The 25246-nt window shown below is 73.5% G+C and carries 19 protein-coding genes; 5 read left to right on the top strand and 14 right to left on the bottom strand.

Features of this window, described 5'->3' with window-relative positions:
* The first annotated feature begins 69 nt into the window (after window positions 1-69).
* Genes ACFZAX_RS13620 through ACFZAX_RS13605 form a run of 4 tightly spaced genes read left to right on the top strand, consistent with a single transcriptional unit; the run spans window position 70 to window position 5139 of the window.
* Window positions 70-1530, top strand: coding sequence for a polyprenyl synthetase family protein (locus ACFZAX_RS13620; protein ID WP_390961464.1), 1461 nt, complete (start codon window positions 70-72; stop codon window positions 1528-1530).
* A complete protein-coding gene (locus ACFZAX_RS13615) occupies window positions 1527-3065 on the top strand; it encodes a phytoene desaturase family protein (protein WP_390961462.1) in 1539 nt (512 codons plus the stop codon). The genes ACFZAX_RS13620 and ACFZAX_RS13615 overlap by 4 nt, the downstream gene beginning before the upstream one ends.
* Complete coding sequence (locus ACFZAX_RS13610) at window positions 3062-4117, top strand: squalene/phytoene synthase family protein (RefSeq protein WP_390961460.1); 1056 nt, start codon at window positions 3062-3064, stop codon at window positions 4115-4117. The genes ACFZAX_RS13615 and ACFZAX_RS13610 overlap by 4 nt, the downstream gene beginning before the upstream one ends.
* Window positions 4114-5139, top strand: a complete 1026-nt coding sequence (locus ACFZAX_RS13605; RefSeq protein WP_390961458.1) for a DUF5914 domain-containing protein — start codon at window positions 4114-4116, stop codon at window positions 5137-5139. Before ACFZAX_RS13610 ends, ACFZAX_RS13605 begins: the two co-directional genes overlap by 4 nt.
* Before the next feature lie 27 nt (window positions 5140-5166).
* On the opposite strand, the gene fabI is transcribed toward ACFZAX_RS13605, so the two are convergent.
* The 5 genes from fabI to ACFZAX_RS13580 are packed head-to-tail and all read right to left on the bottom strand — an operon-like array spanning window position 5167 to window position 9305.
* Window positions 5167-5991: an enoyl-ACP reductase FabI gene (gene fabI, locus ACFZAX_RS13600; protein WP_390961456.1), complete on the bottom strand. Its 825-nt coding sequence runs from the start codon at window positions 5989-5991 to the stop codon at window positions 5167-5169.
* Entirely contained in the window at window positions 5988-7160 is a 1173-nt protein-coding gene (locus ACFZAX_RS13595) for a beta-ketoacyl synthase N-terminal-like domain-containing protein (RefSeq protein ID WP_390961454.1), read from the bottom strand. Before ACFZAX_RS13595 ends, fabI begins: the two co-directional genes overlap by 4 nt.
* Window positions 7157-7405, bottom strand: coding sequence for a phosphopantetheine-binding protein (locus ACFZAX_RS13590; protein ID WP_390961452.1), 249 nt, complete (start codon window positions 7403-7405; stop codon window positions 7157-7159). The genes ACFZAX_RS13595 and ACFZAX_RS13590 overlap by 4 nt, the downstream gene beginning before the upstream one ends.
* A gap of 53 nt (window positions 7406-7458) precedes the next feature.
* Window positions 7459-8571 (bottom strand): 4Fe-4S cluster-binding domain-containing protein, encoded by a 1113-nt coding sequence (locus tag ACFZAX_RS13585; RefSeq protein ID WP_390961450.1) that lies wholly within the window; start codon window positions 8569-8571, stop codon window positions 7459-7461.
* Window positions 8572-8585: 14 nt separating this feature from the next.
* The gene (locus ACFZAX_RS13580; RefSeq protein ID WP_390961448.1) at window positions 8586-9305 is read right to left on the bottom strand and encodes a Phenylacetic acid catabolic protein; all 720 of its coding nucleotides are present in this window, start codon (window positions 9303-9305) and stop codon (window positions 8586-8588) included.
* Window positions 9306-9754: 449 nt separating this feature from the next.
* On the opposite strand from ACFZAX_RS13580, the gene ACFZAX_RS13575 reads away from it, so the two are divergent.
* Window positions 9755-11443: a beta-ketoacyl synthase N-terminal-like domain-containing protein gene (locus ACFZAX_RS13575; protein ID WP_390961446.1), complete on the top strand. Its 1689-nt coding sequence runs from the start codon at window positions 9755-9757 to the stop codon at window positions 11441-11443.
* Window positions 11444-11479: 36 nt separating this feature from the next.
* Here the strand turns inward: ACFZAX_RS13575 and ACFZAX_RS13570 are convergent, their stop codons facing one another.
* From ACFZAX_RS13570 to ACFZAX_RS13530, 9 genes are all read right to left on the bottom strand, one after another.
* Entirely contained in the window at window positions 11480-11956 is a 477-nt protein-coding gene (locus tag ACFZAX_RS13570) for a hotdog domain-containing protein (RefSeq protein WP_390961444.1), read from the bottom strand.
* The gene (locus tag ACFZAX_RS13565) at window positions 11949-17975 is read right to left on the bottom strand and encodes an SDR family NAD(P)-dependent oxidoreductase (RefSeq protein ID WP_390961442.1); all 6027 of its coding nucleotides are present in this window, start codon (window positions 17973-17975) and stop codon (window positions 11949-11951) included. The genes ACFZAX_RS13570 and ACFZAX_RS13565 overlap by 8 nt, the downstream gene beginning before the upstream one ends.
* A gap of 102 nt (window positions 17976-18077) precedes the next feature.
* Complete coding sequence (locus ACFZAX_RS13560; RefSeq protein ID WP_390961440.1) at window positions 18078-18782, bottom strand: 4'-phosphopantetheinyl transferase superfamily protein; 705 nt, start codon at window positions 18780-18782, stop codon at window positions 18078-18080.
* 58 nt (window positions 18783-18840) lie between these two features.
* Window positions 18841-19926, bottom strand: a complete 1086-nt coding sequence (locus tag ACFZAX_RS13555) for a branched-chain amino acid aminotransferase (RefSeq protein ID WP_390961438.1) — start codon at window positions 19924-19926, stop codon at window positions 18841-18843.
* 271 nt (window positions 19927-20197) lie between these two features.
* Complete coding sequence (locus tag ACFZAX_RS13550) at window positions 20198-21760, bottom strand: FAD-dependent oxidoreductase (RefSeq protein WP_390961436.1); 1563 nt, start codon at window positions 21758-21760, stop codon at window positions 20198-20200.
* Window positions 21757-22509, bottom strand: coding sequence for a methyltransferase (locus tag ACFZAX_RS13545; RefSeq protein WP_390961434.1), 753 nt, complete (start codon window positions 22507-22509; stop codon window positions 21757-21759). The genes ACFZAX_RS13550 and ACFZAX_RS13545 overlap by 4 nt, the downstream gene beginning before the upstream one ends.
* A 7-nt stretch (window positions 22510-22516) precedes the next feature.
* Entirely contained in the window at window positions 22517-23737 is a 1221-nt protein-coding gene (locus tag ACFZAX_RS13540; RefSeq protein ID WP_390961432.1) for a lycopene cyclase family protein, read from the bottom strand.
* Window positions 23738-24068: 331 nt separating this feature from the next.
* Entirely contained in the window at window positions 24069-24296 is a 228-nt protein-coding gene (locus tag ACFZAX_RS13535; RefSeq protein ID WP_390961430.1) for a hypothetical protein, read from the bottom strand.
* Window positions 24297-24396: 100 nt separating this feature from the next.
* Complete coding sequence (locus tag ACFZAX_RS13530) at window positions 24397-25035, bottom strand: sigma-70 family RNA polymerase sigma factor (RefSeq protein ID WP_390961428.1); 639 nt, start codon at window positions 25033-25035, stop codon at window positions 24397-24399.
* Window positions 25036-25246 lie beyond the last annotated feature (211 nt).

Below are 25246 nucleotides of genomic sequence, written 5' to 3'. Positions count from 1 at the left end.
GCGCGCCGGCCCGGCGGTGCGGGGCCGGCCCGAGCGGTACGGAGACCGATGAGACCAGAAGGACCTGCGATGCGCCTCACCCGGGCAGCGGTTTCCGCCTCTGCCGACCACCGGCGGTCGGAGCGGTCCCACGGGGGCGCGCAGCCGCCCGACCGGCCCGGCCGCCCCGCCGAGGGGAGCACGGCCGGTCAGTCCGCGCGCGAGCCGCACACCGCGGCGGGCCACGCGCACGGCGACCCGGCGGAACGTGCCCCGGCGGAGGGCCGGCACGACCGGGCGCACGACGGACCCCGGCAGGAGCCGGGCGCGGACGACACGCGCGGGGATCGCGCCCCGGCCGCCCCGCCCCGGCCTGAGGCGCCCTTCGCCGAAGTCACCGAGTCCGCCGAACGCGCCGCATCCGTCGACGCGGACGTGGCCGGCGCCGTCCTGCGGACCGCCCGCACGGTGCTCCGAGCGCACCTCGCCGAGGCCGCCGCCATCGACGCCGTCTTCGCCCGGGACGTGGCCCGGCGGGTCGCGGACTTCACCCTCGGCGGCGGGAAGCGCGCCCGGCCCCGCTTCCTCTGGTGGGCGATGCGGGCCTGCGGCGGTGGCGAGGACGCGGTGGACGCGGCCCTGCGCCTCGGCGTCGCCCTCGAACTCATCCAGACGTGCGCCCTGGTCCACGACGACGTGATGGACGGCTCCGCGCTGCGCCGGGGCCGCCCCGCCGTCCACGTGGAGCTCGCGGGCCTGACCGGCGGACCGCCGGACACCGCGTTCGGCACCTCGGCCGCGGTCCTCGTCGGCGATCTCGCCCTCGCCTGGGCGGACGACACCGTCTCCGCCGTACCGCTGGACCCCGCCCCCCGGAACCGGATCCTGGCGATCTGGCGGGCGATGCGCACCGAGATGGTGGCCGGCCAATACCTCGACCTGCACGGACAGGCCGCCGCGACCCGTACCGCCGCACACGCCCTGCGGACCGCCTGCCTCAAGAGCGCCCTCTACTCCGTGGAGCGCCCGCTCGCCCTCGGCGCCGCGCTGGCGGGCGCCGACGACCGTACGACTGCGGCCCTGCGCGCCGCGGGCCGCAGCGCGGGCACCGCCTTCCAGCTCCGCGACGACCTGCTCGGCGCGTTCGGCGATCCCGCCGTCACCGGGAAGCCCTCCGGCGGCGACCTCCGCGATGGCAAACCCACCTACCTGGTGGCCGTCGCACGGGAACGCGCCGAGGCCGCGGGCGACACCGCCCTGCTCGCCGTCCTGGACGCGGGCGTGGGCAACCCCGCCCTCACCGACGAGGGGCTCGCCCGGGTACGGGAGGCACTCACCCTCGGCGGGGCGCGCGCCGCCGTCGAACACCGGGCGGACCGCCTCGCCGCCCAGGCGGAGGCCCACCTCGACCACGCCGGACTCGCCCCCGCGGGTGCCCGGCAGCTGCGCCTCCTGCTGCGGGAGGCCGCGGGCGGGCGCACCTCGCCGCCCCCGGCGTCCGCATCCGGACACGCGCCCGGCACCGCCCCCGAAGGAGGCACCACCCGATGAGGACCGTCCCCGGGCGCACCGACCACGTCGTGGTCATCGGCGCCGGCCTCGCCGGCCTGTCCGCCACGCTCCACCTGCTCGGCGCGGGCCGGCGGGTCACCGTCGTCGAACGCGACCTCACGCCGGGCGGACGCGCCGGCCTGCTGGAGCGCGGCGGCTACCGCATCGACACCGGCCCCACCGTGCTGACCATGCCCGACCTCGTCGAGGAGGCCTTCGCGGCCGTCGGACACCGGCTCGCCGACCGGCTCGACCTGATCCCGCTGCACCCCGCCTACCGCGCCTGGTTCGCCGACGGCTCCACCCTCGACGTGCACACCGAACCGGCCGCGATGGAGGCCGCCGTCGAAGAGTTCGCCGGCGGCCACGAAGCGCTCGGCTACCGCCGTCTGCGCCAGTGGCTGGAACGCCTCTACGCCGTCCAGATGCGCCGCTTCATCGACGCCAACTTCGACTCCCCGCTCCAGCTCCTCCACCCCGACCTGGCCCGGCTCGCCGCGCTCGGCGGCTTCGGCCGGCTCGACGCCCGGATCGGCCGCTACCTGAGCGACGAACGGCTGCGCCGCGTCTTCTCCTTCCAGGCCCTGTACGCCGGAGTGCCCCCGGCCCGGGCTCTCGCCGCGTACGCCGTCATCGCCTACATGGACACCGTCGCCGGGGTGTACTTCCCGCGCGGCGGGATGCACGCCCTGCCGCGGGCACTCGCGGACTCGGCCGCCGAGGCCGGCGCCGCGTTCCGCTACGGCGAGACCGTCAGCCGGCTGGAGCGCTCCGGGGACCGGGTCACCGCCGTCGTCACCGACCGGGGCCGCATCCCCTGCGACGCCGTCGTCCTCACCCCGGACCTGCCCGTCAGCTACCGGCTGCTCGGCCGCGCCCCCCGCCGTCCCGGCGGGCTGCGCCACTCGCCGTCCGCCGTCGTCCTGCACGCCGGGACGGACCGCACCTGGCCCGGACTCGCCCACCACACCCTCTCGTTCGGCCGGGCCTGGAAGGGCACCTTCCACGAACTCACCCGCACCGGCTCGCTGATGACCGACCCCTCGCTGCTCATCACCCGCCCCACCGCCGGAGATCCCGCCCTCGCCCCGCCCGGCAAACACCTCCACTACGTACTCGCCCCCTGCCCCAACACCGACATCGGGCCCTCCGCCCGCACCTGGGACGAGCTCGCCCCCCGCTACCGGGACCGCCTGCTCACCGAACTCGAACGCCGGGGACTCGCCGGACTCGGTGCCGCCATCGAGGAGGAGTGCCTGGTCACCCCGGTCGACTGGACCGCCCAGGGACACGCCGCCGGCACCCCCTTCTCGGCCGCCCACACCTTCCCGCAGACCGGCCCCTTCCGCCCCCGCAACCTCGTGAGGGGCACCACCAACGCCGTCCTCGCCGGGTGCGGCACCACCCCCGGCGTCGGCGTGCCGACCGTGATCGTCTCCGGAAAGCTCGCCGCCGCCCGGATCACCGGTGCGCCCCGGCCCCGCAAGGCCACCGCGGCCACCCCGCGCCCCGTACCGAAAGGCACCTCCGTATGACCGCCCGTGAACTCGACGCGGCAGCCATCCACGACCCCGCCCTGCGCGCCGCGTACGCCACCTGCCGGAGGCTCAACGCACGCCACGGCAGGACGTACTTCCTCGCCACCCGGCTGCTCCCCGCCGACCGCCGCCCCGCCGTGCACGCCCTCTACGGCTTCGCCCGCCGGGCCGACGACATCGTGGACGACCTGGCCGTCGACGCCGGACCCGGGGAACGCGCGCGGGCACTGCTCGCCTTCGAACTGCGGCTCGCCGAGGGCCTCACGCGCGGCACCGCCGACGAACCGGTGATCCGGGCCCTGGTCCACACCGCGTCCGTGTACGGCATCGACCACCGCCACTTCACCGACTTCATGGCCTCCATGCGCAGCGACCTCACGGTGACCGGGTACGCCTCCTGGGAGGAACTCGGCGGCTACACCCACGGATCGGCCGCCGTGATCGGCCTCCAGATGCTGCCCGTCCTCGGCACCACGTGCCCCCGCGAGGAGGCCGCCCCGTACGCCGCCGACCTCGGCGTCGCCTTCCAGCTGACCAACTTCCTCCGGGACGTCGGCGAGGACCTCGACCGGGGCCGCGTCTACCTCCCGGCCGACCTGCTCACGGCGCACGACGTGGACCGCGAACTCCTGCTGCACAGCCGGGCGACCGGCCTCCGCGACCCGCGCATCACCTCCGCGCTGCGGGCCGCCGCCGCGCACAACCGGGAGATCTACCGGCGGGCGCTGCCCGGCATCGCCCTGCTCGCCCCCGAGTCGCGCCCCTGCATCCGTACCGCTTTCGTGCTGTACGGAGGCATCCTCGACGCCATCGAGGCGGACGGCTACGCCGTGCTCCACCGGCGCGCGGTCGTCTCCCGCGCCCGCCGCGCCACGGTCGCCCTGGACGGCCTGGTACGTGCCCTCGCCGCACGCCCGGCGCCCCGCACCGCCGCCGCTCCGCGACCGACGGGCCCGGGCCGCTCCCTCCCGGCGGCGGGCGCCCCACCGGCGGGGCAGCCGCGCCGCACCCGTGCCAGCGCCGAGACCGCACACGAGGACGTGGCATGACACACCCAGGAACCGGCCGGCCCGCCGGCCGCGGCCGTGTCCCGCTGCGCCTGCGCCGCGACCCCGTGCCGTGGGAGCGGCAGCGCCCCACCTGGCGCGACGCCCGCCCCGCCCTCATCGCGGGCGCCCTCGAGCACGCGCTCGGCCGCCCCTCCGGCAACTGGTACGTCATCGGCGCCTCCCGCCGCATCACCCCCGGGCGCTCCTTCGGCCGGACCGTCCGGGGCACCGAGGTCGTCGCCTGGCGCGACGCCTCGGGCCGGCTGCGCGCGGGGCCCGGCGCCTGCCCGCACCTGGGCGCACCCCTGAAGGACAGCCCGGTCCGCTGCGGCACCCTCGTCTGCCACTGGCACGGACTCGCCCTGAGCGGCGAGCCGTTCGCCGGCTGGGAGCCCTACCCGGCGTTCGACGACGGAGTCCTCGCCTGGGTGCGGCTGGACGCGGTGGGCGGCGAGGTGCCGCTGGACCGGCCCGTCCTCCCCGAACGGCCGGTCCCCTCGACGGCGGTCGACGCCGTGTACGAGGGCTTCGGCACCTGCGAACCCGAGGACGTCGTCGCCAACCGCCTCGACCCCTGGCACGGCGCCTGGTTCCACCCGTACTCCTTCGTGGACCTGACCGTCCTCGACGTCCCCGGCGGCGACGCGGGGGACGGCCGGGACGGGTTCGCGGTCGACGTCTCCTTCAAGGTGGCGGGCCGCGTGGTGGTGCCCGTACGCGCCGTGTTCACCGCGCCCGAACCCCGCACCGTCGTCATGCACATCACCGAAGGAGAGGGCCGGGGTTCCGTGGTCGAGAGCCACGCCACGCCGCTCGGCACCGACCCCGCGGGGCGGCCGCGCACCGCGGTGGTGGAGGCGGTCGTCGCCGCGTCCGACCGGCGCGGCTTCGCGCTCGCCCGCGCGGCGGCCCCGCTGCTGCGCCCGCTGATGAGGGCCTCCGCCGGGCGGCTCTGGCGCGACGACCTGGCGTACGCCGAACGCCGCTGGGAGCTGCGCAGCAGCGGGCGGTTCCCGGGCTGACCGGGTCCATCGCGCGGAAAGGGGGGCCTACCCGCGACCGGGCCCGGGGCGGTGCGGGGGGTCACCGATGCCGGCGGAGACGGCGTGCAGACCGCCGTCGGCGTGGAGCACCTGTCCGGTCGTGCGCCCGGCGAGGTCGGAGAGGAGGAACAGCACCGCGCCGACCACCTGTCCGGGGTCCGAGCGGTCCCAGCCGAGCGGCGCCCAGCTCTCGTAGTGGTCGGCCAGCGCGTCGAAGCTCCCCACACCCTTCGCGGACAGGGTCTCCAGTGGTCCGGAGGCGACCAGGTTGACCCGCACCCCGTCGGGTCCCAGATGCAGCGCCAAGTAGCGGGCGACCGCCTCCAGCGACGCCTTGAACACCCCCATCCAGTCGTAACCGGGCAGCGCGCGGGCGCTGTCCACGGTGATTCCCACCACGCTGCCGCCACGGCCACCCGCCGTCAGCAGGGGAGTGAGGGCGGCGGTGAGCCGTTGCAGCGAGTACGCGGAGACCTGGAAACCGGCCAGCGCGCTGGCCGCCGGCGTCCCGAGGAACGCGCCGCTGACGGCGTCGGCGGGGGCGTAGGCGATGCTGTGCAGCACGCCGTCCAACCGGCCCCACCGGTCGGTGAGTTCCTGCGCCACGGTGGCGTAGGCCGACTCGTCGGTGACGTCGAGTTCGATCACGTCCGGCGGGGAGGGCAGCCGCAGGGCGGCCTTCCGGGTGATCCGGGCGGCACGTCCGAAGGAGCTGAGCACGATCTCGGCGCCCTGCCGCTGGAGTCCGGCCGCGACGTGCCAGGCGATCGACTCCTGGTTGGTCACCCCGGTGACCAGATAGCGGCGGCCGGTGAAGTCGAAACCACTCATGGTGCTCCCAGTACGAGGACGGCGTTGTGCCCGCCGAAGCCCAGCGAGTCCGAGAGCCCGACCGCGCGGTTCGGCCCCTGACTCAGCGGACGGGCGGACATGAGGTGGTCCACCGCCCCCAGCCGGACGTCCGGCTCGCTCAGGCCGTAGGTCGGGGGAGCGATCCCGGTACGCAGCGCACCGAGGGTGGCGATGGCCTCCACCGCTCCGCCGGCACCGAAGAGGTGCCCGGTGGCGGCCTTGGTGGAGGAGAGCGGGACGGACGCGAGGGCCTCTCCGAGCGCCAGGCGCAACGCGCGGATCTCCGCCTCGTCGTTCAGCAGGGTGCCCGTGCCGTGGGCGTTGATGTAGCAGAGGTCCGCAGGGGTGACGCCCGCGTCGCTCAGCGCCCGCCGGATCGCCCGGGCCGCCGGCACCCCGTCCGGGGCCGGCGCGGTGAGGTGGTGGGCGTCGGAACTGGCGCCGTAACCCATCACCAGTCCGAGGATCGTGGCGCCCCTGGACCGGGCTCCCTCGACGCTCTCCAGCACGAGGATTCCGGCGCCCTCGCCCATGACGAAACCGTCGCGTCCCGCGTCGAACGGCACGCAGCGGCCCGTCGGGGACAGCGCCCCGGCCTCGGCGAAGGAGTCCCGTACCAGAGGCAGCAGCACCGCCTCCGCGCCACCGACGACCGCCGCCGCGGCCTCACCGCGACGGATCGCCGCCAGCGCGACCCCGATGGCCTGCGCCCCGGCCGCACAGGCGCCCGAGGTGGCGAAGGACTCGCCGCCCAGGCCGTAGCGGGTACTCAGGGCGGCCGCCGCGCTGTTGGACATCATCAACGGGACCGTCAACGGGGACGCGGTACCGCCCTGGCTTCCCTCCGGAACGCCGCCGAGGCCGGTGCCGACGACGCAGCGGACGCGCTCGGCCGGATACGGCAGCCCCGCGAGCCAGCCCGCCTGTTCCAGGGCCTCCTCGGCGGCGACGAGCGCGAGCTGGGAGAACCGGGCGTTCCGCCTGCGCTCACGGCGGCTCAGGAAATCCCCCGCGTCGAACTCCGCGCAGCGGCCCTCACCCGCCCCCAGACCGGTCTCGCCGGCGGCGAGACGGTCGATCAGCACAGTGGCACCGACGCCGAGCGGGGTGACCGCGCCGACGCCGGTGACCGCGACCGCAGATGTCAACTGGCGGCCTTCGCAGTGATCTTGGCGGCCAGCTGACCCACAGTCACGTCGGCGAGCTCCGCGCGCGGGATGCTGACCCCGTACGTGCGCTTGACGGTCGCCATCAGTTCGCCCACGTCCAGGGAGTCGATGTCCAGGTCGTCGAACTTGGCATCGGGGGAGATGGTCTCCTCCTCGACGCCCGACTCGATGAGCTCGGTGCGGATGAGGTCGAGTACGGACTCGGCGGTTGCAGGTGCGGACATGGTCGTTCCCTCTCAGATGCTCGGTGATGCTCGGTGGCGCTGTTCGGTGATGCTCAGCGGTTGAATCGCGGGGACTGGCCCTGGGACCAGGCCCACTGGCGCCAGTAGCTCTCGGCCAGGTCCAGCCAGGTCTCCAGCCGCTGGGGGCTGTCGAGGAAGTGGTTGAGGCTGACCATCAACCAGCTGTAGACGGCCTGGCTGTCGCGGCAACCGCCGCAGTCGCCCGAAGTGCAGCAGAACTGCAGTGTCTTGTAGTCCGCGCCGTAGACGGCGAATCCGTCGAGCACCGGGTTGCCGTTGCTCACCCGCAGTTCGTGCTCGGGCATGTCGACGCTGATGCTCGGGCAGACGTCGTAGCCGAACTGCGCGCCCCAGTGGCCGCGGCCGGTGATCAGCGCCTCGATGAAGTAGGGGTGGCTGACGACCGTGTCGGGGTACAGCTCCTTGACCCGGAGCGCCTCGCCCAGCGTGCGCTGCTCGTTCTCGATCCGCAGCGGGTGGTCCGAGCCGTGCGCGCTGTAGAAGTTGAACGTCACCACGTTGCCGTTGTCCCGGATCGCCCGCACCGTGGGCTCCACGTACGGCAGTCCCTCCTCGGACAGCGCGAAGACGAACGTCACCCGGGGATCGTCCTTGTAGTGCTTGAGCCCCTTCTCGAACAGACCGGTGAACGAGGAGCCGTTCGGCCGGTGCGCGCGCAGCTCGTCGTCGAGCGGACCGCCGCCGAACAGGCTGATGCCGATCGCGACGTTCTCGAACCCCTCCCGCGGCAGCGGGCGCAGCCCGTTGGAGGAGATGGTGATGTAGGGAAGTTCCTCCACGAACGGCTGAACCCGGTCGAGCACGATGGTCGGCTCTCCGCCGATCAAGGTCGCCTGGGTGACGCCGTCCGCGGCCAGCTTCCGTGCGAACTCCCGGATCACGCCCGGGTCCGAGGTCTCCCGGACGGCGGTGTCGAAACCGCCCTCGAAGTACCAACAGCCCTTGCACCGGATGTTGCAGGCGGTGGTGAGGTGCACCTCGCACCCGCGCACGCGGATGCCCATGGTGCGCAGCGCCTTGAGACGCTCCGCGAAGTCCGGCCGGTCGGCGAGCAGTTCGCGCAGGCGCGCCTTGGATTCCGCACGCGACGGCGGGCGGGGAGTGATCGCTACAGGTATGGCCATGGCAGTCTCCGGACCTACTCGGGTACGCGCAGGCCGAGATTGGCTATGCGCGGCAGAACCTTCTCGCGCCACAACTCAATGGCTTCTGCGTTGGTGGTCTTTCGCAGGCCGTACCGCACGACTGCCTGGGAGCGCTTGGTGTTGGGGCTGCCCAGGATGCCGACGAACATCGGCCACAGGCGGTCGAGCGCCGCCTGGAGCTGCTCCCGGCCCTCTTCGGTGTCGGCGAGGTTGCGGCAGACCCTGGCTCCGTGAGCGATGTGGATCTTCTCGTCCTGGATGATCGTGCGGACCGCTTCGGCCCAGGGCTTGTAGCTGCTCTCGGCGAACTCGCGCAGCATCACCATCGCGGTCTCCTCCCCGATGTAGGAGTAGACCCCGCGTTCCGCCCAGGTCGAGCAGGTGTGCATCCGGTCGTCGGCGAACAGCATCCGCTCGGAGATGCTCTGGGACTCCATGTAGGAGGTGTCGACCCCGAGATCGGCGAGAATCCGCTTGCCGATCTTGTAGTGGTCGTATTCCTCCGCGGCGCGTTCGGCGCAGACCTGACGCTCCTCCGAAGTGGGCGCGAGCGGCAGGAACATCAGTGCGTAGTCGTCACCGCCCGAGAGCTCGCCCTCGGTGTTGATGGTGATCTGACTGATCAGCATCTTCTGGTAGTCGCGGGGCATCCGGTGGAATTCCTCCGGCGTGCGCACCACGACTTCCTCGTCGTCCAGAATTGCAGTCGTCAAGCGTCCTCACCCCTTCGCAGGTCGTTGGCGGGAGGTGTGGGCAGTGCGCTGACGTTGAGTCATTCGACCTCAGCCCACGAAGGATTGCCCCCCGAGCTCGCTCAGCACCCTGCCACACGCAGAGCCGTCGGGGCCAGAGTCCGTAGACGATCAACGGCCGGACTCCCCAGGCAGGGCCGCCAATTGTTCCCACTTCACTCTTTCTCGCCGATGAGGTCCCATTCCTCTCATTTCTCGTCGTCGGACAGGTGGCACGGGTGTCCGAGGGTCGTCCTGTGATCTCCCCGAGGCGTCGGAGCGGACGCCCGCATCCGAAATGCGGACGCCGTGCACTGGTCACCGAAGATCGCGGAACAGGCCTTATCAAGCTGCCGCGTCGGCTGCTACTGTCTCGGGCGATGTCCTCAACTCCTGATCCCGGTACCGCTTCCGGCCCTCTGCGTCGGGCCATGGAAACCATCCGTACCCTGCGCGAACAACTCGACGGCCGGCGAGATGAGCGACGTATCGCCATCGTGGGCACGGGACTTCGCGCGGCCGGCGGAATCACCGATCGAAGAACGTACTGGGATTCCCTGACCGACGGCCGGGACCTGACCGGCGAATTGCCGGAACAGCGTCGCCGCGCATTTCCGGAAGGATGGGACGGTCTTCTCTCCCGCGGCGGATATCTGGACGACGTGCTGGGCTTTGACGCGAAGTTCTTCGGTATTTCCCCCCGAGAGGCGAAGAATCTCGACCCGCAGCACCGCCTGCTCCTCGAAGTGGTCTGGGAAGCGTTCGAGGACGCGGCAATTCTGCCCGCGCGGGCCGCGGAGTCGACCGGCGTGTTCGTCGGCATCACCGGTCAGGACTACCGCCAGTGGGCGGAAGGCGAGCCCAGCTCCTCCTGGCTGATCGGCAACGGCCACTGCTTCGCCGCCGGCCGCATCGCGTACACCCTCGGCTTCCAGGGGCCGACCATGGCGATCGACACCGCCTGCTCGTCCTCCCTGGTCGCCGTGCACACGGCGGCCCGCGCCCTGGTGGCGGGCGACTGCGACGTGGCGGTGGCGGGCGGAGTCAACCTGGTTCTCGCACCGCGCTCCACCGCTGAGATCGCGCGCACCGAGGCGCTGTCACCGGACGGCCGGTGCCGGCCCTTCGACGCACGTGCCAACGGTTTCGTACGGGGTGAAGGGTGCGGGGCGGTGGTGCTCAAGCGGCTTTCCGACGCGCGGAAGGACGGTGACCGGATCCTCGCCGTGATCGAGGGCACCGGCGTCAACCAGGACGGCCGCTCCTCCGGCTTCACCGCGCCCAACGTACTGGCGCAGAGCCGGCTGATCGAATCGGTGCTGGCCGGCGCCGGGCTGACCGCCGCCGACATCGGGTATCTGGAGGCGCACGGTACCGGTACACCGCTGGGCGACCCGATCGAGCTGGAGGCCGCCCGGATGGCGCTCGGCCGCACCGGGCAGCGGTGGCACGTGGGATCGGTGAAGGCGAACCTGGGGCACACGGAGTCCGCCGCGGGGGTGCTGGGACTGATCAAGGCCGTCCTGTGCCTGGAACGGCGGCGGATTCCGCGGCAGGCACAGTTCGAGACCCTGAACCCGCGGATCGACCTGGGCGACAGCGGCATGACCGTGCCGACGGAGACGGTTCCCTGGGAGGCGTCGTCGGGGCGTTGCGCAGCCGTCAGTTCGTTCGGCATGAGCGGAACCAACGCCCATGTCGTCCTCTCAGCCGATACCGGCACCGGCACCGACGCCGCCCCACGCACCGGCCCCGACGGCGGACAGCTCCCGGACCGGGCCGAAGCGGACGGCTTCCTCGTGAGCGCGCACACCCTCCCGGCCCTGCGCGTCCTGGCCGCCCGCTGGGCGGACGAGGTGGCGGACCACCCCTATCCCGCGTTCGCCCACACCGCCACGTACGGCCGCACCCGACTGCGCCACGCGGTCTGGATCGGTGCGGACACCACGGACGACGCCCGCGCCGCGCTGAGCGCACTGGCGAAGGGCGACGACGACCCCCGCGTACGGACCCTGGACGCCGGCGAGACGCCGCCTCAGGGCAAGGGGACGGGGCGCGCGGTCGTCTCCCTGCCGGCCTACCCGTGGGAGCGGATCACGTACTCCGTACGTCCGGTGTGACGCCCGGAGCGACCCGCTCCCACTTCCCGCGTGACGTCAGCCGACCGCGCCCACGGCGCCGACCGCGTCCACCGCGCCGACTGTGCCGCTCCTTCCCCGGCGACCGGGGAAGGAGAAGTGCAGCGTCGCCATGGCCACCCGGCACGCCCGCTCGTCCTCGACCCACGCCGTGAAGACCCCGGTCCGCCTGCCGATGCGCACCGGCTCGATCCTGGCGCGCAGCGGACCCGGCTCGACGGCCTCGAGGAAACTGATGCTGCTCGAACTCAGCACCGCCGACGGTGTCCTGCCCAGGTAGGCGCTCACGGTCAGGTACGCCGACACGTCCGCGAAGGCGAAGATGGCGGGTCCGGAGACGGTGCCACCGGGCCGGACCGACAGGCTTTCCGCGTCGGCGGTGAACAGCACCCCGTCCGGTGTCACCTCCGCGACATCGATGCCCTGCCGGTCCGGCATGAACTCCCTCAGCAGTGTGCGGACCTCTGCCGCGGTGAGAATCGGCCGGTCATCCATGGGTCCCCGCCTCCATCGTGTCGAACAGCTCCGACAGGGCCACACCCAGACGGGCCACCGTGCCGTACTTGAACAGCAGCGTCGGGCTGAGCCGCAGCCCGAGCGAGATCTCCAGCCTGTTGCGGAGCTCCAGGGACATCAGGGAGTCCAGGCCGAGCGCCTTCAGCGGAACGTCCCGGTCCAGCCGGCCGGGATCGACGCGCAGCACCTGGGCCGCCTCGGCGCGCACCGCCTCTTCCAGCAGGGGCCGCCGCTGCTCGGGCGGCACCTCGCGCAGTCCGCCCTCCACCGCGGTCCGCTCGGCCGTCGCGAGCGACTGCCAGCTGGCCAGCGCGGCCGCCGCGGGGTACGTCTCCAGCCACCGCCGCGCGTCGAGCGCGACATGGGCCACCACCGCCTCGTCGCTCTCGATGAACGACCGGAGCGCCCGCCAGCAGGCATCGACGGGGAGACTGCCCATGCCGCGGTCGGCGAGACGGTCACCGCGACCGGCCGCGCGGGCCGCGAGGCCCACGTCGGCCACCGGCCCCCACTGCACGCTCAGACCGGGCAGGCCCACCGCCCGGCGCTCGGCGGCCAGCGCGTCCAGTCCGCTGTTCGCCGCGGCGTAGGCCGCCTGGCCGGCGGTACCGACCAAGGCGGCGGCCGACGAGAAGAGCACGAAAAGGTCCAGCCCGTCGGCGGCGGTGAGCTCGTGCAGCACCCGGGCGCCGTCGGTCTTCGGGCGCAGCACCCGCTCGATCCGCGCGGTGTCGAGACTGCCCAGGGTGGCGTCGTCGAGGATGCCCGCGGCGTGGAAGACACCGCGCAGTGGAGGCAGGGTCTCCCGGATCTCGTCCAGCACCGCACGCATGCGCTCCCCGTCGGCCACGTCGCCGGACCACACGCCGACCTGGACGCCACGGGCGCGCAGGGCGGCGATCCGGTCCGGGTCACGGGGCGCGGACCGGCCCAGCAGGGCGATCGCGCCCGCTCCGTTCTCCGCCAGGTACTCCGCCAGGGAGAGTCCGAGCGAGCCGAGGCCGCCCGTGATCAGGTAGCTTCCCCGGGCCCGGAAGCGGCCGCCCGGCAGCGGCTCCGGCACCACGGTGGAGCACGCGGCGGGGGCGGTGAGCACGACCTTGCCGATGTGCTCGCCCCGCGACATGGTCCGAAAAGCCGTCTCCGCTTCGGCGAAGCTCCACTCCCGGACCTCCGGCGGCGCCAGCACACCGCTCTCCACCCGGTCCCACACGGCCCGTAGCACACGGGCGAACCGCTCGGGGCGCCGACGCAGCATTCCGGCGATGTCCACGGCGGTGAAAGCGAGCGACTTGGCGAACGCGCCCAGCTCGACGGAGGTGTCCGCGTAGATGTCGCGCTTGCCGACCTCCACGAACCTGCCGTCCTCCGCCAGGACTTCCAGCCCCACCGCGATGGCGGCCCCAGCCAGCGAGTTGAGGACGACGTCCACGCCCCGGCCGTCGGTAGCGGCACGCACCCCGTCGGCCCAGTCGAGTCCGCGGGAGTCGAAGACGTGCTCGACGCCCAGTGCGCGCAGGCGGGCGCGCTTCTCCTCGGTCCCCGCCGTGGCGATCACCGTGGCTCCGGCCGACCGCGCTACCTGCAGGGCGGCGAGGCCGAGTCCACCGGTGGCCGAGTGGATCAGCACGGTCTCCCCGGCCTCGATCCGCGCCACGTCGATCAGCGCGTGCCAGGCCGTCACCATCACCATCGGCAGAGCCGCCGCCTGTACGGGGCTCAGCCGCGGGGGCAGCGGCACCACGTGCCGTGCGTCCACCGTGACGTGGCTGGCCAGCGAACCGAAGCCGCCCGCGACGACCCGGTCTCCGACCCGGACCCCGGTCGCCCCCGGGCCCAGGGCCGTCACGGTGCCCGCGCAGTCGAGCCCCAGCAGTTCGCGGTCGGCGGACTCGTCCGGGTAGACGCCCATCGCCTTCATCACGTCGATGAAGTTGACCGAGGCCGCCTCCACCGCGATCTCCACCTGCCCGGCTGCGGGCGCCGACCGGTCCAGGGGCCGGCGCTGGAGCGTGTCGAGGCTCCCCGGCCTGGCCACCTCCAGACGGAACGCCTGGGCACCCGTGCCGGTGCGCCAGGGCGCGGGGGTCTCCGGCAGGCCGCCCTGCGAACGCCGGCCGACCAGCCGCTCGCCCTTGCGCAGGCGCACCCTGTCCTCGGTCGCCGCCAACTCCTCCGCCAGCTCGTCCGCCGAGTCCGGCGACAACTGGTCCACCTCGATCAACCGGGCACCCAGCTGCGGGTATTCGGCCTGCACGACAGCGAGGAAGCCCGGGTAGAGACCGGCTCCGGGGTCACCTTCGCGCACGACGACGGCCAGCCGGACCGACGGGTTCTCGTCGAGGCACCTCCGGATCAGAGCGGTCAGCTCGACGAGGCCCGCCCGCCCGTCCTCCGGCGCGACGAACACCACGGTGCCCGCCTCGGCCAAGGCATCGAGTCCCACCGCGCCCGGCAGCAGATCCGCCCGCCGGCAGGCGACCGTCCCGACCGGTGCGTCCTTCTCCTGGCGCTCGCACGGTTCGAAGACCATCCGGTAGACGTCGGCGGCGATGTCGTCCTGCCCGGATTCGACCGGCAGTTCGGCGAGCACCAGCCCGTCGACGCGGCCGACCGGAGCACGGTCCATGTCGAACACGTCCAGGTCGAAGCCGTCCTCCCGGCGGCGCGCGTGCACCCACAACCGGCTCGCGCCGGTGGCGGACACGATCGCCGAACCGATCGCCACCGGGACCGACGGCCCGTCACCCGCCGCGAGGGCGGCCTGCAGGACACCGTCCCACAGCACCGGGTGCAGCGCCCCCACGAGATCTCCGGAGCGGCTTCCCGAGGGAAGTTCCAGCTCGACCAGCGCCTCGCCGTCCCCGGCGTACGCCCGCGTCACCGACCGGAACGCCGGGCCGTAGCCCAGACCCCGCCGGGCGCATCGCCGGTAGAACGCGTCCGCGTCCAGGGCCTCCACGCCGAGGAGATGCTCCGGGAAGGCCCGGAACTCGGCCGGTGCCCCCCAGGACGCCCGGGACCGGCAGTGCCGGGTCCAGCCCGTCTCGTGGGCGGACGCCACCGTCAGCACGCCCGCGTCACCGGCTCCCCGCCGCCAGGTGACGGCGAGACCGACCGGCTCGTCACCCAGGACCAGCGCCGAGGGCAGTTCGACGTCCCGCAGCAGGACCGGTCCGTCCGCATGGCCGGACAGCGCGTGCTGGAGCAGCGCCAGACAACCGCCGGCCGGGAAGAGGACCAGGTCGTGCACGCGGTGATCGGCCAGCCAGGGGTGTGCCTCCACGGCGAGCGGGACGGTACTCTCCCACACGCCGTGCGCCGTCGACGGCGCCAGCGACAGCGTCAGCCGGCCGTTCGCGGCGCCACGGCCCCCGGCCGGCTTCACCCAGTGGGGCACGCTCTGGAACGGGTACGGCGGTACGGCCTCCGAGGGGACGCCCGCGGGCCGCGGCCCGCGGGCGTCCAGCCCCGAGACGTACGCCTCGCCGAAGGCACGGAGCAGGTCCCGGTGGCCGCCCTCGCGGCGGCGCAGGGTGCCGAGCACGACCGGCGGCTCGGCACGGGCCTCGCCGAGCTGCCGCAGCGCCGTCCCGAGTCCGGGGTGGGGGCTGACCTCGACGAAGTGCGTCACGCCGCGGTCGAGCAGCCGCTCCACCGCTTCGGCGAGCCGGACCCGGCTCCGCAGGTTCCTCGCCCAGTACCCGGCGTCCACCTCGGTGCCGTCGAGGCCGGTGAGATCCACGGTCGACATCATCGGCAGGTGCCCGCGGCGGGGGCGTACCGGCGCGAGAGCCGACTGGATCACCTCGGTCAGGGAATCGATCTGCGGGCTGTGCGATCCGTAGTCGACGTCCACCAGACGGCAGAACACCTCGTCGGCCTCAAGGATCTCCTTGAGCAGCAGGACGGAGTCCGCGTCCCCGGACAGCACACAGGAACGGGGGCCGTTGTGCACGGCCAGTTCGACCAGGCCCTCGAAGCCCTCCAGCGCGGCCAGCGCTTCGGCGGCGCTGAGGTCCACCGCCAGCATCCGGCCCTGCCCGGCGACCCGCCGCAGGAGTTCACTGCGCCGGCTGACGACCAGTGCGCCGTCCTCCAGGGAGAGCGCCCCGGCCACCGTGGCCGCGGCGATCTCGCCCTGGCTGTGGCCCAGTACGAGGTCGGGCCGCACCCCGGTGCCGGTCCACGCGGCGGCGAGCGAGACCGACATGGCCCACAGCGCCGGCTGCACCCGGTCCACCGCCGCCGAGGGGTCGGCGCCGGTCACCAGGGAGCGCACGTCCCAGTCGACGTGCCGGGCGAGCGCCTCGGCGCATCGGTCCATGGCGCGGGTGAAAGCGGTGTTGTGCCCGTAGAGGCCCGCACCCATCCCGGTCCACTGGGCGCCCTGTCCCGGGAAGACGAACGCGACCTTCCCGACCTCACGCGCCCGGCCCGCGGCGGCCTGGAAGAGCTCGGGGCCGATCAGGGCGCGCCGCTCGGCGAAGTGGTCGCGGTGCCATGCCAGCGTCCCGGCCAGCTCCCGGGCGGACACGCCCGCGTCGATCCGCTCGCGCACGTCCTCGGCCCGTCGGACCAGAGCGGACTCGGTGTGGGCGCTGAGAGGCACCAGGAACGGCTCGGACGACGGGGCCGGTTCACAGGGCGGCGCGGGTTCGGGCGACGGGATCCGCCCGCAGGGCTGGGCGGGTTCGGACGAGTGCGCGGGTTCGGTGCGCGGCGCCGTCGGGGGGCCGGTCAGGACCGCGTGGGCGTTGGTGCCGCCCCAGCCGAAGGAGTTGACCCCGATGTGACTGTCCGGGGCGAGCGGCAGGGGCTTCCTGGCGACGGCGAGGCCCAGTCCCTCGAAGTCGATGGCCGGGTTCAGCTCCTCGGAGTGCAGGCTGGCGGGTACGACGCCGTGCTCCAGCGCCAGCACCGACTTGATCACCCCGGCCAGGCCCGCGGCCGGTTCGAGGTGGCCGATGTTCGTCTTGACCGATCCGATGTGCAGGGGGCCGGCCTCACGGGCCCTGCCCAGCACCTCGCCCAGAGCGGACGCCTCGGCCGTGTCGCCCCGCACCGTGCCGGTCCCGTGCGCCTCGACGTACGCGAGCTTGTCGAGGGGCACCGCTCCGGAGCCGTACGCCCGGCGCAGGAGATCGCGCTGAGCCGCCGGATTCGGCGTCACCAGACTGTCCCCGCCGCCGTCGTTGTTCACCGCGCTGGCGACGATCACGGCACGCACCCGGTCACCGTCGCGCAGTGCCCGGTCCAGCGTCTTCAGGTACACGGCGGCCACGCCCTCGCCACGGACGAAGCCGTCCGCCCCCGCACCGAAGGCGTGGCAGCGCCCGGTCGGCGACAAGCCGCCGAAGTGCGTGAGCCCGACGGTCACTTCCGGCGTCAGCATCAGATTGGACCCGCCGACGAACGCCGCGTCGACCTCGCCGTACCGGAGTGCCTGGCACGCCTGGTGCAGGGCCACCAGCGAGGACGAACAACTGCTCTCGACGGTGAGGCTGGGCCCGGTCAGTCCGAGCACGTAGGACACCCGGGAGGAGAGGATGTCGAGCGAGTTGCCGACGATGCTGTGCTGGGTCGCACCCGCCCCGGCATCCTTGCGGAGCAGCTCGTAGTCGTGCCACAGGCCGCCCATGTACACCCCGGTGCGCGAGCCGCGCAGCCCGGAGGCCGGCTCGCCCGCGTCCTCAAGGGTCCGCCACACCGTCTCGAGCATCAGCCGCTGCTGCGGGTCGAGCACCTCGGCCTCACGCGGCGATATCCCGAAGAACTCGGCGTCGAAGAGGTCCACCCCGTCGAGGAAACCGCCGACGCTCTGGATCTCCCGGGTCGGATCGACCACGTCCGCCGGGTCCCAGCGGTCCGCCGGCACCGGCCCCACCGCGTCACGGCCATTGATCAGCAGCTCCCAGAACGTGTGCAGATCCGGAGCCTGCGGGAACCTGCCGGCCATGCCGACGATCGCGACGTGATCAGCACGGATGTCGTCCAATGTCCCTCCCAGGAAGGCGAATCGCCACCGGGGCTCTATCCTGAGGTGCGCACGCGATCTTGTCGAGGCATGGGCGAGCAGTTGTTCCTCTCGCTGGGGAGCTCAGAGTTTCACGGCAACCGCAGCCGCATATCCCGATTTTGACGCTATGTCATGAAGTGTCCAGCCATAGGGGGAAACCGCCGTGTCGCCGGCCCCCACGTGGTCCGAGGACGCCTCGCGGCCGAACCCGGTGCCCAGTCCCTTGAGATAGGCCTCCTTGCGTGCCCACACCCGGGCGAAGGCCGTCGGGCGGGTGGCCGCGTCGTGCGCGGCCAGCTCCTGTCGTTCCAGCGGGGTCAGCAGGTCCGCCGTCCGGTCGGCCGTCCTGAGGCCCGGCACCTTCTGGACGTCCACGCCCACCGGCGCGGCGGCGAACGCCAGCAGTACCTCGCCGTGGCTGTGACTCAGCGAGAAATGCACCGCGTCTCCCGGGACCGCGGGTCTGCCGTGCGGCTCGTCGCAGCACGGACAGCTGTGCCGGACGAACCGGACCTCCTCCGGTTCCATGGACAAGTACCCGCCCAGCAGGAGGCGAAGGGCCGTGTGGGCCGCGAGGTATTCCCGCCGCCGTGTTCCCCTCATGCCCGCGGCCCGGGCCGACTCCGCGCCGTCCAGCACGCTTTCGTCGATCAGGCGGTCAACGGCGGTCAGGGACCAGAGATGGGGCCCCTCCGCGGCCGAAGGGCGCCCGAGAGCCCCGGACACCCGTCCGGTGAACGTCCGGGCGGTGCGGACGCCCTGAGCGGCCGAGGCCAACGATGCCATCTCCTTCGTTCTCCGGGGAGCCGGTCCCAGCTCCTCGGCCGCCATCCGGTGCGGGGGCTCAGACCACGCGCCGCATCCAGCCGTGCTTGTCCTCGGCGCGACCGTACTGGATGTCCAGGACATGGTCGCGCAGCGCCATGGTGTGCTTGCCGGGAGCGCCGTCCCCGACGGTGAACTCGTAACCCTCGCCCTTGAACCCGACCATCGGTGTGATCACCGCGGCCGTGCCGGCCGCGAAGACCTCGGTGATGCTGCCGTCCGCGGCGCCCGACCTCAGCTCGCCCAGGCTGATCGACCGCTCCTCGGGGGTCAGCCCGAAGTCGGCGGCCAGGCTCAGGACGGTGTCCCGGGTGACGCCCTCCAGGATCGTGCCGAGCGCGGGGGTGATGAGGCGGCCGTCCGCGGTGATCAGGCACACGTTCATGGTGCCGGACTCCTCCAGGTTGCTCTCGCCCGCGCTGTCCAGGTACATGACCTGGTCGCAGCCGTGCTCCTGCGCCTCGATCTGCGCGGCCAGGCTCGCGGCGTAGTTGCCGCCGCACTTGGCCGTGCCGGTACCGCCCTTGGCGGCGCGGGTGTACTCGCTGCTGATCCACAGCGTGACACCGGTGACGCCCGAGGGGAAGTAGGGGCCGGCGGGGCTGGCGATGACCGAGTAGGTCACCTGGGCGGCGGGCCGCACGCCCAGGAACGCCTCCGAGGCGAACATGAACGGCCGAAGGTAGAGGCTCTCTTCACCGGTGGCCGTCGGCACCCAGGCCTCGTCCGCACGCACCAGTTCCGCAACACTGGTGAGGAAGTCCTCCTCGGGCAGCTGAGGCAGCGCCAACCGCGCGGCGGAGCGGGCGAAACGCCGCGCGTTGGCGTCCGGGCGGAACAGCCAGACGCTGCCGTCGGCATGGCGGTAGGCCTTCATGCCTTCGAAGATCTCCTGCGCGTAGTGCAGCACCGCCGCGCTGGGGTGCAGAGAGAACGGCACCAGCGGGCCGATCTTGTGGTCCTGCCAACCACTCGCCGGCGTCCACACCGCCGAGGCCATGTGGTCGGTGAAGAAACGGCCGAATCCCGGTGCGGCGAGGATGTTCGCGCGCTCGGCCTCAGGGGTGGGATTCGTCGTCCGGGAGAGGGGAAAGTCGGTAGTCATTGCCGAATCCTAACGACAAAGTGGTTTGTCCCCAGAGGGAGATGGCGGTGGGTGCGGGAAACGGTGGGCGAATCCCACGTTCCGGGAGGGTTCGTCCCGGAAGCGATGTCGAAGACCCGCATTGCGCGTCCATGGACCGATGGTGACCGGCTTGATCCAGCCGAAAGCCCTGGTCGCTCCCGGGCGGTGTCCGCCGGGAGGTTGCCGCCGGCCGGTGTCCGCCGGTTCGCGCCGGGCACGGGCCGCCCCCCGGGGGACGGCCGGCCACGGCCTACGCCGTTCCCAGCCGCGCGAGCTGCCGCAGCAGGGCCGACCGCCCGGCGCGCGGCACCGTCCACAGGGTCTGGCCCCGTACCCCCCAGTCGGCCAACAGGGCGTTCGCGGCCATGAATCCGCTGGTGGCGGCCCGCTCCATCAGGGCGACCGGCAGTTCGGTACGGACCAGGTCGCCGGCGACGACGACGGCCGGGTCGGGTGTGCGTACGGTGGGCCGGTCGCGGTAGCCGCCCACCGGGAAGTGCGGGCAGTCCGCCCGCCATTCGTGCCGGGAGTCCACCACCCGGACCCCCGAGGTCTCCGGGTAGATCCGGTGCAACTGGCGTATCACCTCGGCCTGTACGGACTCCCGGTCGGCGTCCGGTGCCACCGCGTACGCGTGCAGCTCGACCACCGAACCGCCGGTGCGGCGGGACCAGCGCAGTGCCTCGCCCTCCCAGCGTTCGAGGACGCTCACGTTGTCCAGCGGACCGTAGCCGCTGGTCCCGAGGAAGCCCGGGCGGTCCGCCGCCACGGGCCGTTCCAGCCAGAGCCGCGACACCAGGAACGGCGGGGCGGTCCGCAGCCTCGCCAGCCGGCCGCGCCACCGCCCGTCGCCGAGCCCGGGCGAGGCCGCGACCAGGCGGCGCAGCCCGCCGGAGTCGAGCGCCAGCACCACCGCGTCCCGGCGGGCCGTACGGCCGTCCGCCGTGACGTCGAGCCCGCCGTCCGCGGAGGGGGTCACGCTCTCCACCGCCGACCCGGTCCGCACCCGTACCCCGTGCTTCTCCAGGTACCCGTGGAGCGGGTCCCAGAGCGCCTGCGGGAACGGTTCGGCCGGTACGTCGAAGAGCAGCCCCTCACTGGAGCCGAGGAAGTAGATGTGGAACATCAGTACGAGCTCGGCCGCGGAGAGATCGCCCGGATCGGCGAAGAAGCTCCGGGAGAACACCTCGAAGGCCAGGTGGTGCGCGGCCTCGGGGAAGCGGACCCGGGCCAGGAAGTCGCGGGCGCTGACCCCGTCCAGCCGCTCGTACACCTGGGGTACCCGCACGTCGAGCAGCGGCAGCGCGGCGCGCGGGTTCATCCGCAGCAGATCGCGCGCCCCGAATGAGGGGCTGAGGGCGACGAATCCCATCGCGCTGAGCGGAGGCGTGCGCGGTACCCGCGCGAAGCTGTCGTACATCCCGCCGCTGTGCCGCAGCGGATAGTCCGGCACGGCGGTGAGCGACTCCAGCCCGGGATCGACCCGGCGGAGCAGCCCGCGCAGGTTGTAGTACTGGCGGAAGAAGGCGTGGAAGCCCCGGCTCATCGTCACCGAGGAACCGTCGGCCAACTCGGTGGACCACCCGGCGAGCCGCCCGCCGAGCGTCGCCTCCCGTTCGTGGAGCGTCACCCGCGCGCCGCGTTCGGCCAGCAGGGTGGCCGCCGCGAGTCCCGCGATGCCGCCGCCGACGACCGCGACCGACGGGGCCCCGCCGTCGAACCCCGCGCGGCCCTGCGGGGCCCGGAGCACCTCGGCCCGCCGGTCCCGGCCGTGCCGCCGGGCGTCCGGCGCCCCGGTTCCCGGCCGCCTCACGCGGCGTCCTCGGACCGGCGGGGCGCCCGGGCGACGAAGGTGTGGGTGATGCCGGTCTGCCAGCCGGGCAGCGGCAGCACCCGCACCTCCTCGAAACCGGCGCGGCCGATCCGCTCGGCGAAGGCCGGCGCCGTGTCGAAGTCGAGCACGCTGCGCCACAGATGGCGGTAGAGCTCCCCGTCCCCGGCGGCCCTGCCCAGCGGCACCACCACCCAGCGGCAGACCGTACTCCACAGCGAGCGGTTCGCCCGGCCCCCCGCCAGGGCGTACTCGTGCACCGCCAGGCGTCCCCCCGGGGAGAGGAGTCCGCGGACCGAGAGGAGCACGGCGTCCGGATCGGTGACGTTGCGGAAGAGGTACGCGGCGAACACCGCGTCGAAACGGCCGTCGACCGCACCACCGCCCCGGCCCGCCCCCGAACCGTCCGCCAGCGCCTCCGCCGGGGAGTGCACGAACCTGACATGGGCGGGCCACTCCTTCGCGGCGGCCTGCGCGAGCATGCCCGCCGAGGCGTCGACGGCCACGATCTCCGCGTACGGAGCGGCGGCCAGCAGGGCCGCGGTGGAGGCGCCCGTGCCGCATCCCAGGTCGAGCACCCGGAGACCCGCCCCGCCGTGCGGCAGCCCGAGCCGGCGGGCCGAGCGGCGCAGATGGGCGTGGTAGCCGGGATTGGCGGCCACCAGGCGGTCGTAGGCGAGGGAGGCGTGGTCGAACGCGGAGGACAGCTCGGCGTCGTGGAGCAGGGTCATGGCGTGGTCATTCCTCATCGTGCAGGTGGGGGACGGGGTGTGCGGGGACGGACCGGCGGGCGCGGAAGGGGAGTTCGGCGACGGTCCGGAGCATCGGGACGACGGGGGTACGGAGCCCGACGAGCAACTCCTCGCCCAGCGGCGCCGATCCGTCCAGGAAGCGGAGCAGCCGCGCGGGGGGAACCGAGCGGAAGAGGCCGGTGAAGAAGGCGGCACCGTTCACCCGCCCGGTGTCCAGGGCCCGCAGCATGACCGCGTCCATGGCGAGGGACCGGGCGCGGTAAGCGGGCGGCGTCCGCGGCGGCTCTCCCGCGCGCAGTGCCGCCGCCAACGACCGGGTCTGGCGCTGCACGGCGCTGAAGGTGTAGCCGGTGGAGGGCCGGGTGGCACCGCCCGCGGTACCGACGCGGAACACCGACCGCCCGGCGCGCGACGGGAACCGCCCGTCCGTCATCGGGATGACACCGTGCTCGGTGGCGGAAACACGGTACGGCGACGCGCCGAGAACCTCACGGAGGTGATGGTCCAACGCCCTTGCGTACGCGCCGGGTTCGAGCGGGGTGCGGGAGAACTCCGTGTACTCCACCAGGGCCGAGCGGGCGTCCAGCGGAAGCACGTAGGCGAAGGACAGGCCGTGGCGCGGCTGCGGGGTCCGGAAGTCCATGAGATCGGCGGTGTCCGGCTCGAACACCGGTCGTCCGGTCCGCACGAACCAGCCGGTGAAGTGCTGGAGGAGCGTGGTCCTGGCGGCCGGCATACGGCCGGGCGGGCGCGAGTCGAAGACGTACCGCCCGGTCACGACGGTACGGCGGCCCCGGGCGTCCTCGCCGACCACCTCACCGCCGCCCCCGGCCGCGTCGCGCACCGCCCGCACGGTCAGCTCCACGCGCCCGAAACCTTCGGCCGAGTCCAGCCTCCGGTCCACCAGCGCGGTGAACGCGTCGGACCGGAGCATCTTGTACCGGAGCGGGGACGCCACCGCCACCGTGGCCGAGCCGTCGGCGGCGCGCACCCGGAGCCGCTGCCACGACGCGGACACCACCGCGTCGAACTCGCCGCCCGGCGGCTCCCAGAAGCACCAGGTGCGGGGCGGCGGCCGGAGCGGCCCCGGCGGAGCATCGACCAGGAGGACGGAGAGCGGCACCCGTGCGCCCGGTGCGCACAGGCGGTACGCGAGCGACAGACCGGCCGCTCCCGCGCCCACGATGACCACGTCGGCGTACGGCAAGGGGGCGCTCTCCTCCTCCGGATGGACGGACGGGTGTTCTCGGGGCCGTCCGCGGTCGGGCGGGTCTCCTCGGGCCGTCCCGCGGTCGGGCGGCGGCAGGGCGCACCGGTCCTGGTGGTACGGGCTGTCGTCCGCGGCCGAGCCGGTGCTGCCGCCGATACTTCCGCAGCCGGAGGGCCCCCGGACGCATCCGACGCGCGGGTGTCGCGCGTCGGACGCGCTCAGGGGCGCGGGACCGCCCGGGGTTTCGCGGGGCGGGCCGCGAAACGCGGCCCCGGTCCGCGAAACCCCGGCCCTCCCGGTCCGCCTCGCGAAACGCCCGCCCTTCGTCTCAGCCGCCGATCTCGGCGGTGATCGCCTCCCACACCCCCTGCGGGGGCGGGAGGGGGAGATCGGCCGCGGTCACCGCGCGGGCGGCCGCCACCACGGCACCGAGCGCCTCGAACTCGGCGCGGCAGTCCGCGCACCGGCGAAGGTGCTCCACCGCGGGGCCGTCGCGTGCGGATCGGTGGCCGAGAGCCAGCTCCGTCAGGTCGTCCTCGTGGACATGGTGCGCCATGTGCACCTCCCTCAGGACCTGCTTCCCCCCGGGACCGCCGGGCGGACGCACCCGCGGCCGTTCCGCGACGGCGGACACGACTCCGGGAGGGTGACGTTCGTCAGCCCATGTCCGTGGCTGCGGCCGTGAGCGACCTGCGCATCCGCACCAGGGCCCGGCGGGCGTGGCTCTTCACGGTGCCCAGCGGCAGGCCGGTCCGTTCGGCGATCTGCACCTGGGTGAGGTCGTCGAAGAAGGCCATGCAGAGGATGTGCCGCTGCACCGCCGGGAGTTTGCACAACTCCTGGACGACCAGCACCCGGTCGAGCACGGTGGCCTCCGGCCCGGCCCCCTCGGTGCCGCGCACCTGTTCCCGCGCGGCGGACGCGGCGGCCAGCTCGCCGCGCCGGGTGCGTGCGGCCAGGGCGTCGGCGACCTTGCGCCGGGTGATTCCGACCAGCCACCCGGGGAGCGGCCCGCGCTCCGGGCGGTACCCCGCACGCCCCCGCCACGCCGCCAGGAACACCTGCTGGGTGACGTCCTCGGCCTCGCGGGGGTCGCCGAGGGAGCGCGCGGCCAGCGTGTGGACCAGGGTGCCCCACCGCTGGAAGACCCGGGCGAAGGACTCGGCGTCACCTCTGAGGCACCCGTCCGCCAGTTCTGCTGCGGCGCGGTCCTCGTCCTCGCTACGCTCCTGCGCGGGCGTGTGGACCGGCGCCTGCGCCGCGCGCTGCCCCACCGGTACGTCGACTGCGGTCATCGGTGTCCCTCCTCGTCGGGAAGCCCGGGAACCCAGGACCGGGGAAGTCCCGAACCCGGAGAAGTCCCGAGCCCGGGAAGCCCGGAGCCCGGGTGGCAGAGGGCCTCGAAGGCCGCACCGCCACCCGGTCCGGAACGCCAACAGCCCGCCGGAGCCGGGGCGTTCCGTCGGTGTCAGACAACCCAACTCCCCACCGCTGCGGCAACATGCG

It is taken from the genome of Streptomyces sp. NPDC008125 (assembly GCF_042957125.1).
Taxonomy (GTDB): domain Bacteria; phylum Actinomycetota; class Actinomycetes; order Streptomycetales; family Streptomycetaceae; genus Streptomyces.
The sequence above is the reverse complement of the archived record's forward strand: the minus strand, read 5'-3'. Positions and strand labels throughout refer to the sequence as shown.

Bases quoted from the DNA above. Each gene is read 5' to 3' on its own strand.
- ACFZAX_RS13620 (WP_390961464.1), top strand. From the start codon at position 70: ATGCGCCTCACCCGGGCAGCGGTTTCCGCCTCTGCCGACCACCGGCGG.
- ACFZAX_RS13615 (WP_390961462.1), top strand. From the start codon at position 1,527: ATGAGGACCGTCCCCGGGCGCACCGACCACGTCGTGGTCATCGGCGCC.
- ACFZAX_RS13610 (WP_390961460.1), top strand. From the start codon at position 3,062: ATGACCGCCCGTGAACTCGACGCGGCAGCCATCCACGACCCCGCCCTG.
- ACFZAX_RS13605 (WP_390961458.1), top strand. From the start codon at position 4,114: ATGACACACCCAGGAACCGGCCGGCCCGCCGGCCGCGGCCGTGTCCCG.
- fabI (WP_390961456.1), bottom strand. From the start codon at position 5,991: ATGAGTGGTTTCGACTTCACCGGCCGCCGCTATCTGGTCACCGGGGTG.
- ACFZAX_RS13590 (WP_390961452.1), bottom strand. From the start codon at position 7,405: ATGTCCGCACCTGCAACCGCCGAGTCCGTACTCGACCTCATCCGCACC.
- ACFZAX_RS13585 (WP_390961450.1), bottom strand. From the start codon at position 8,571: ATGGCCATACCTGTAGCGATCACTCCCCGCCCGCCGTCGCGTGCGGAA.
- ACFZAX_RS13575 (WP_390961446.1), top strand. From the start codon at position 9,755: ATGGAAACCATCCGTACCCTGCGCGAACAACTCGACGGCCGGCGAGAT.
- ACFZAX_RS13570 (WP_390961444.1), bottom strand. From the start codon at position 11,956: ATGGATGACCGGCCGATTCTCACCGCGGCAGAGGTCCGCACACTGCTG.
- ACFZAX_RS13560 (WP_390961440.1), bottom strand. From the start codon at position 18,782: ATGGCATCGTTGGCCTCGGCCGCTCAGGGCGTCCGCACCGCCCGGACG.
- ACFZAX_RS13555 (WP_390961438.1), bottom strand. From the start codon at position 19,926: ATGACTACCGACTTTCCCCTCTCCCGGACGACGAATCCCACCCCTGAG.
- ACFZAX_RS13545 (WP_390961434.1), bottom strand. From the start codon at position 22,509: ATGACCCTGCTCCACGACGCCGAGCTGTCCTCCGCGTTCGACCACGCC.
- ACFZAX_RS13535 (WP_390961430.1), bottom strand. From the start codon at position 24,296: ATGGCGCACCATGTCCACGAGGACGACCTGACGGAGCTGGCTCTCGGC.
- ACFZAX_RS13530 (WP_390961428.1), bottom strand. From the start codon at position 25,035: ATGACCGCAGTCGACGTACCGGTGGGGCAGCGCGCGGCGCAGGCGCCG.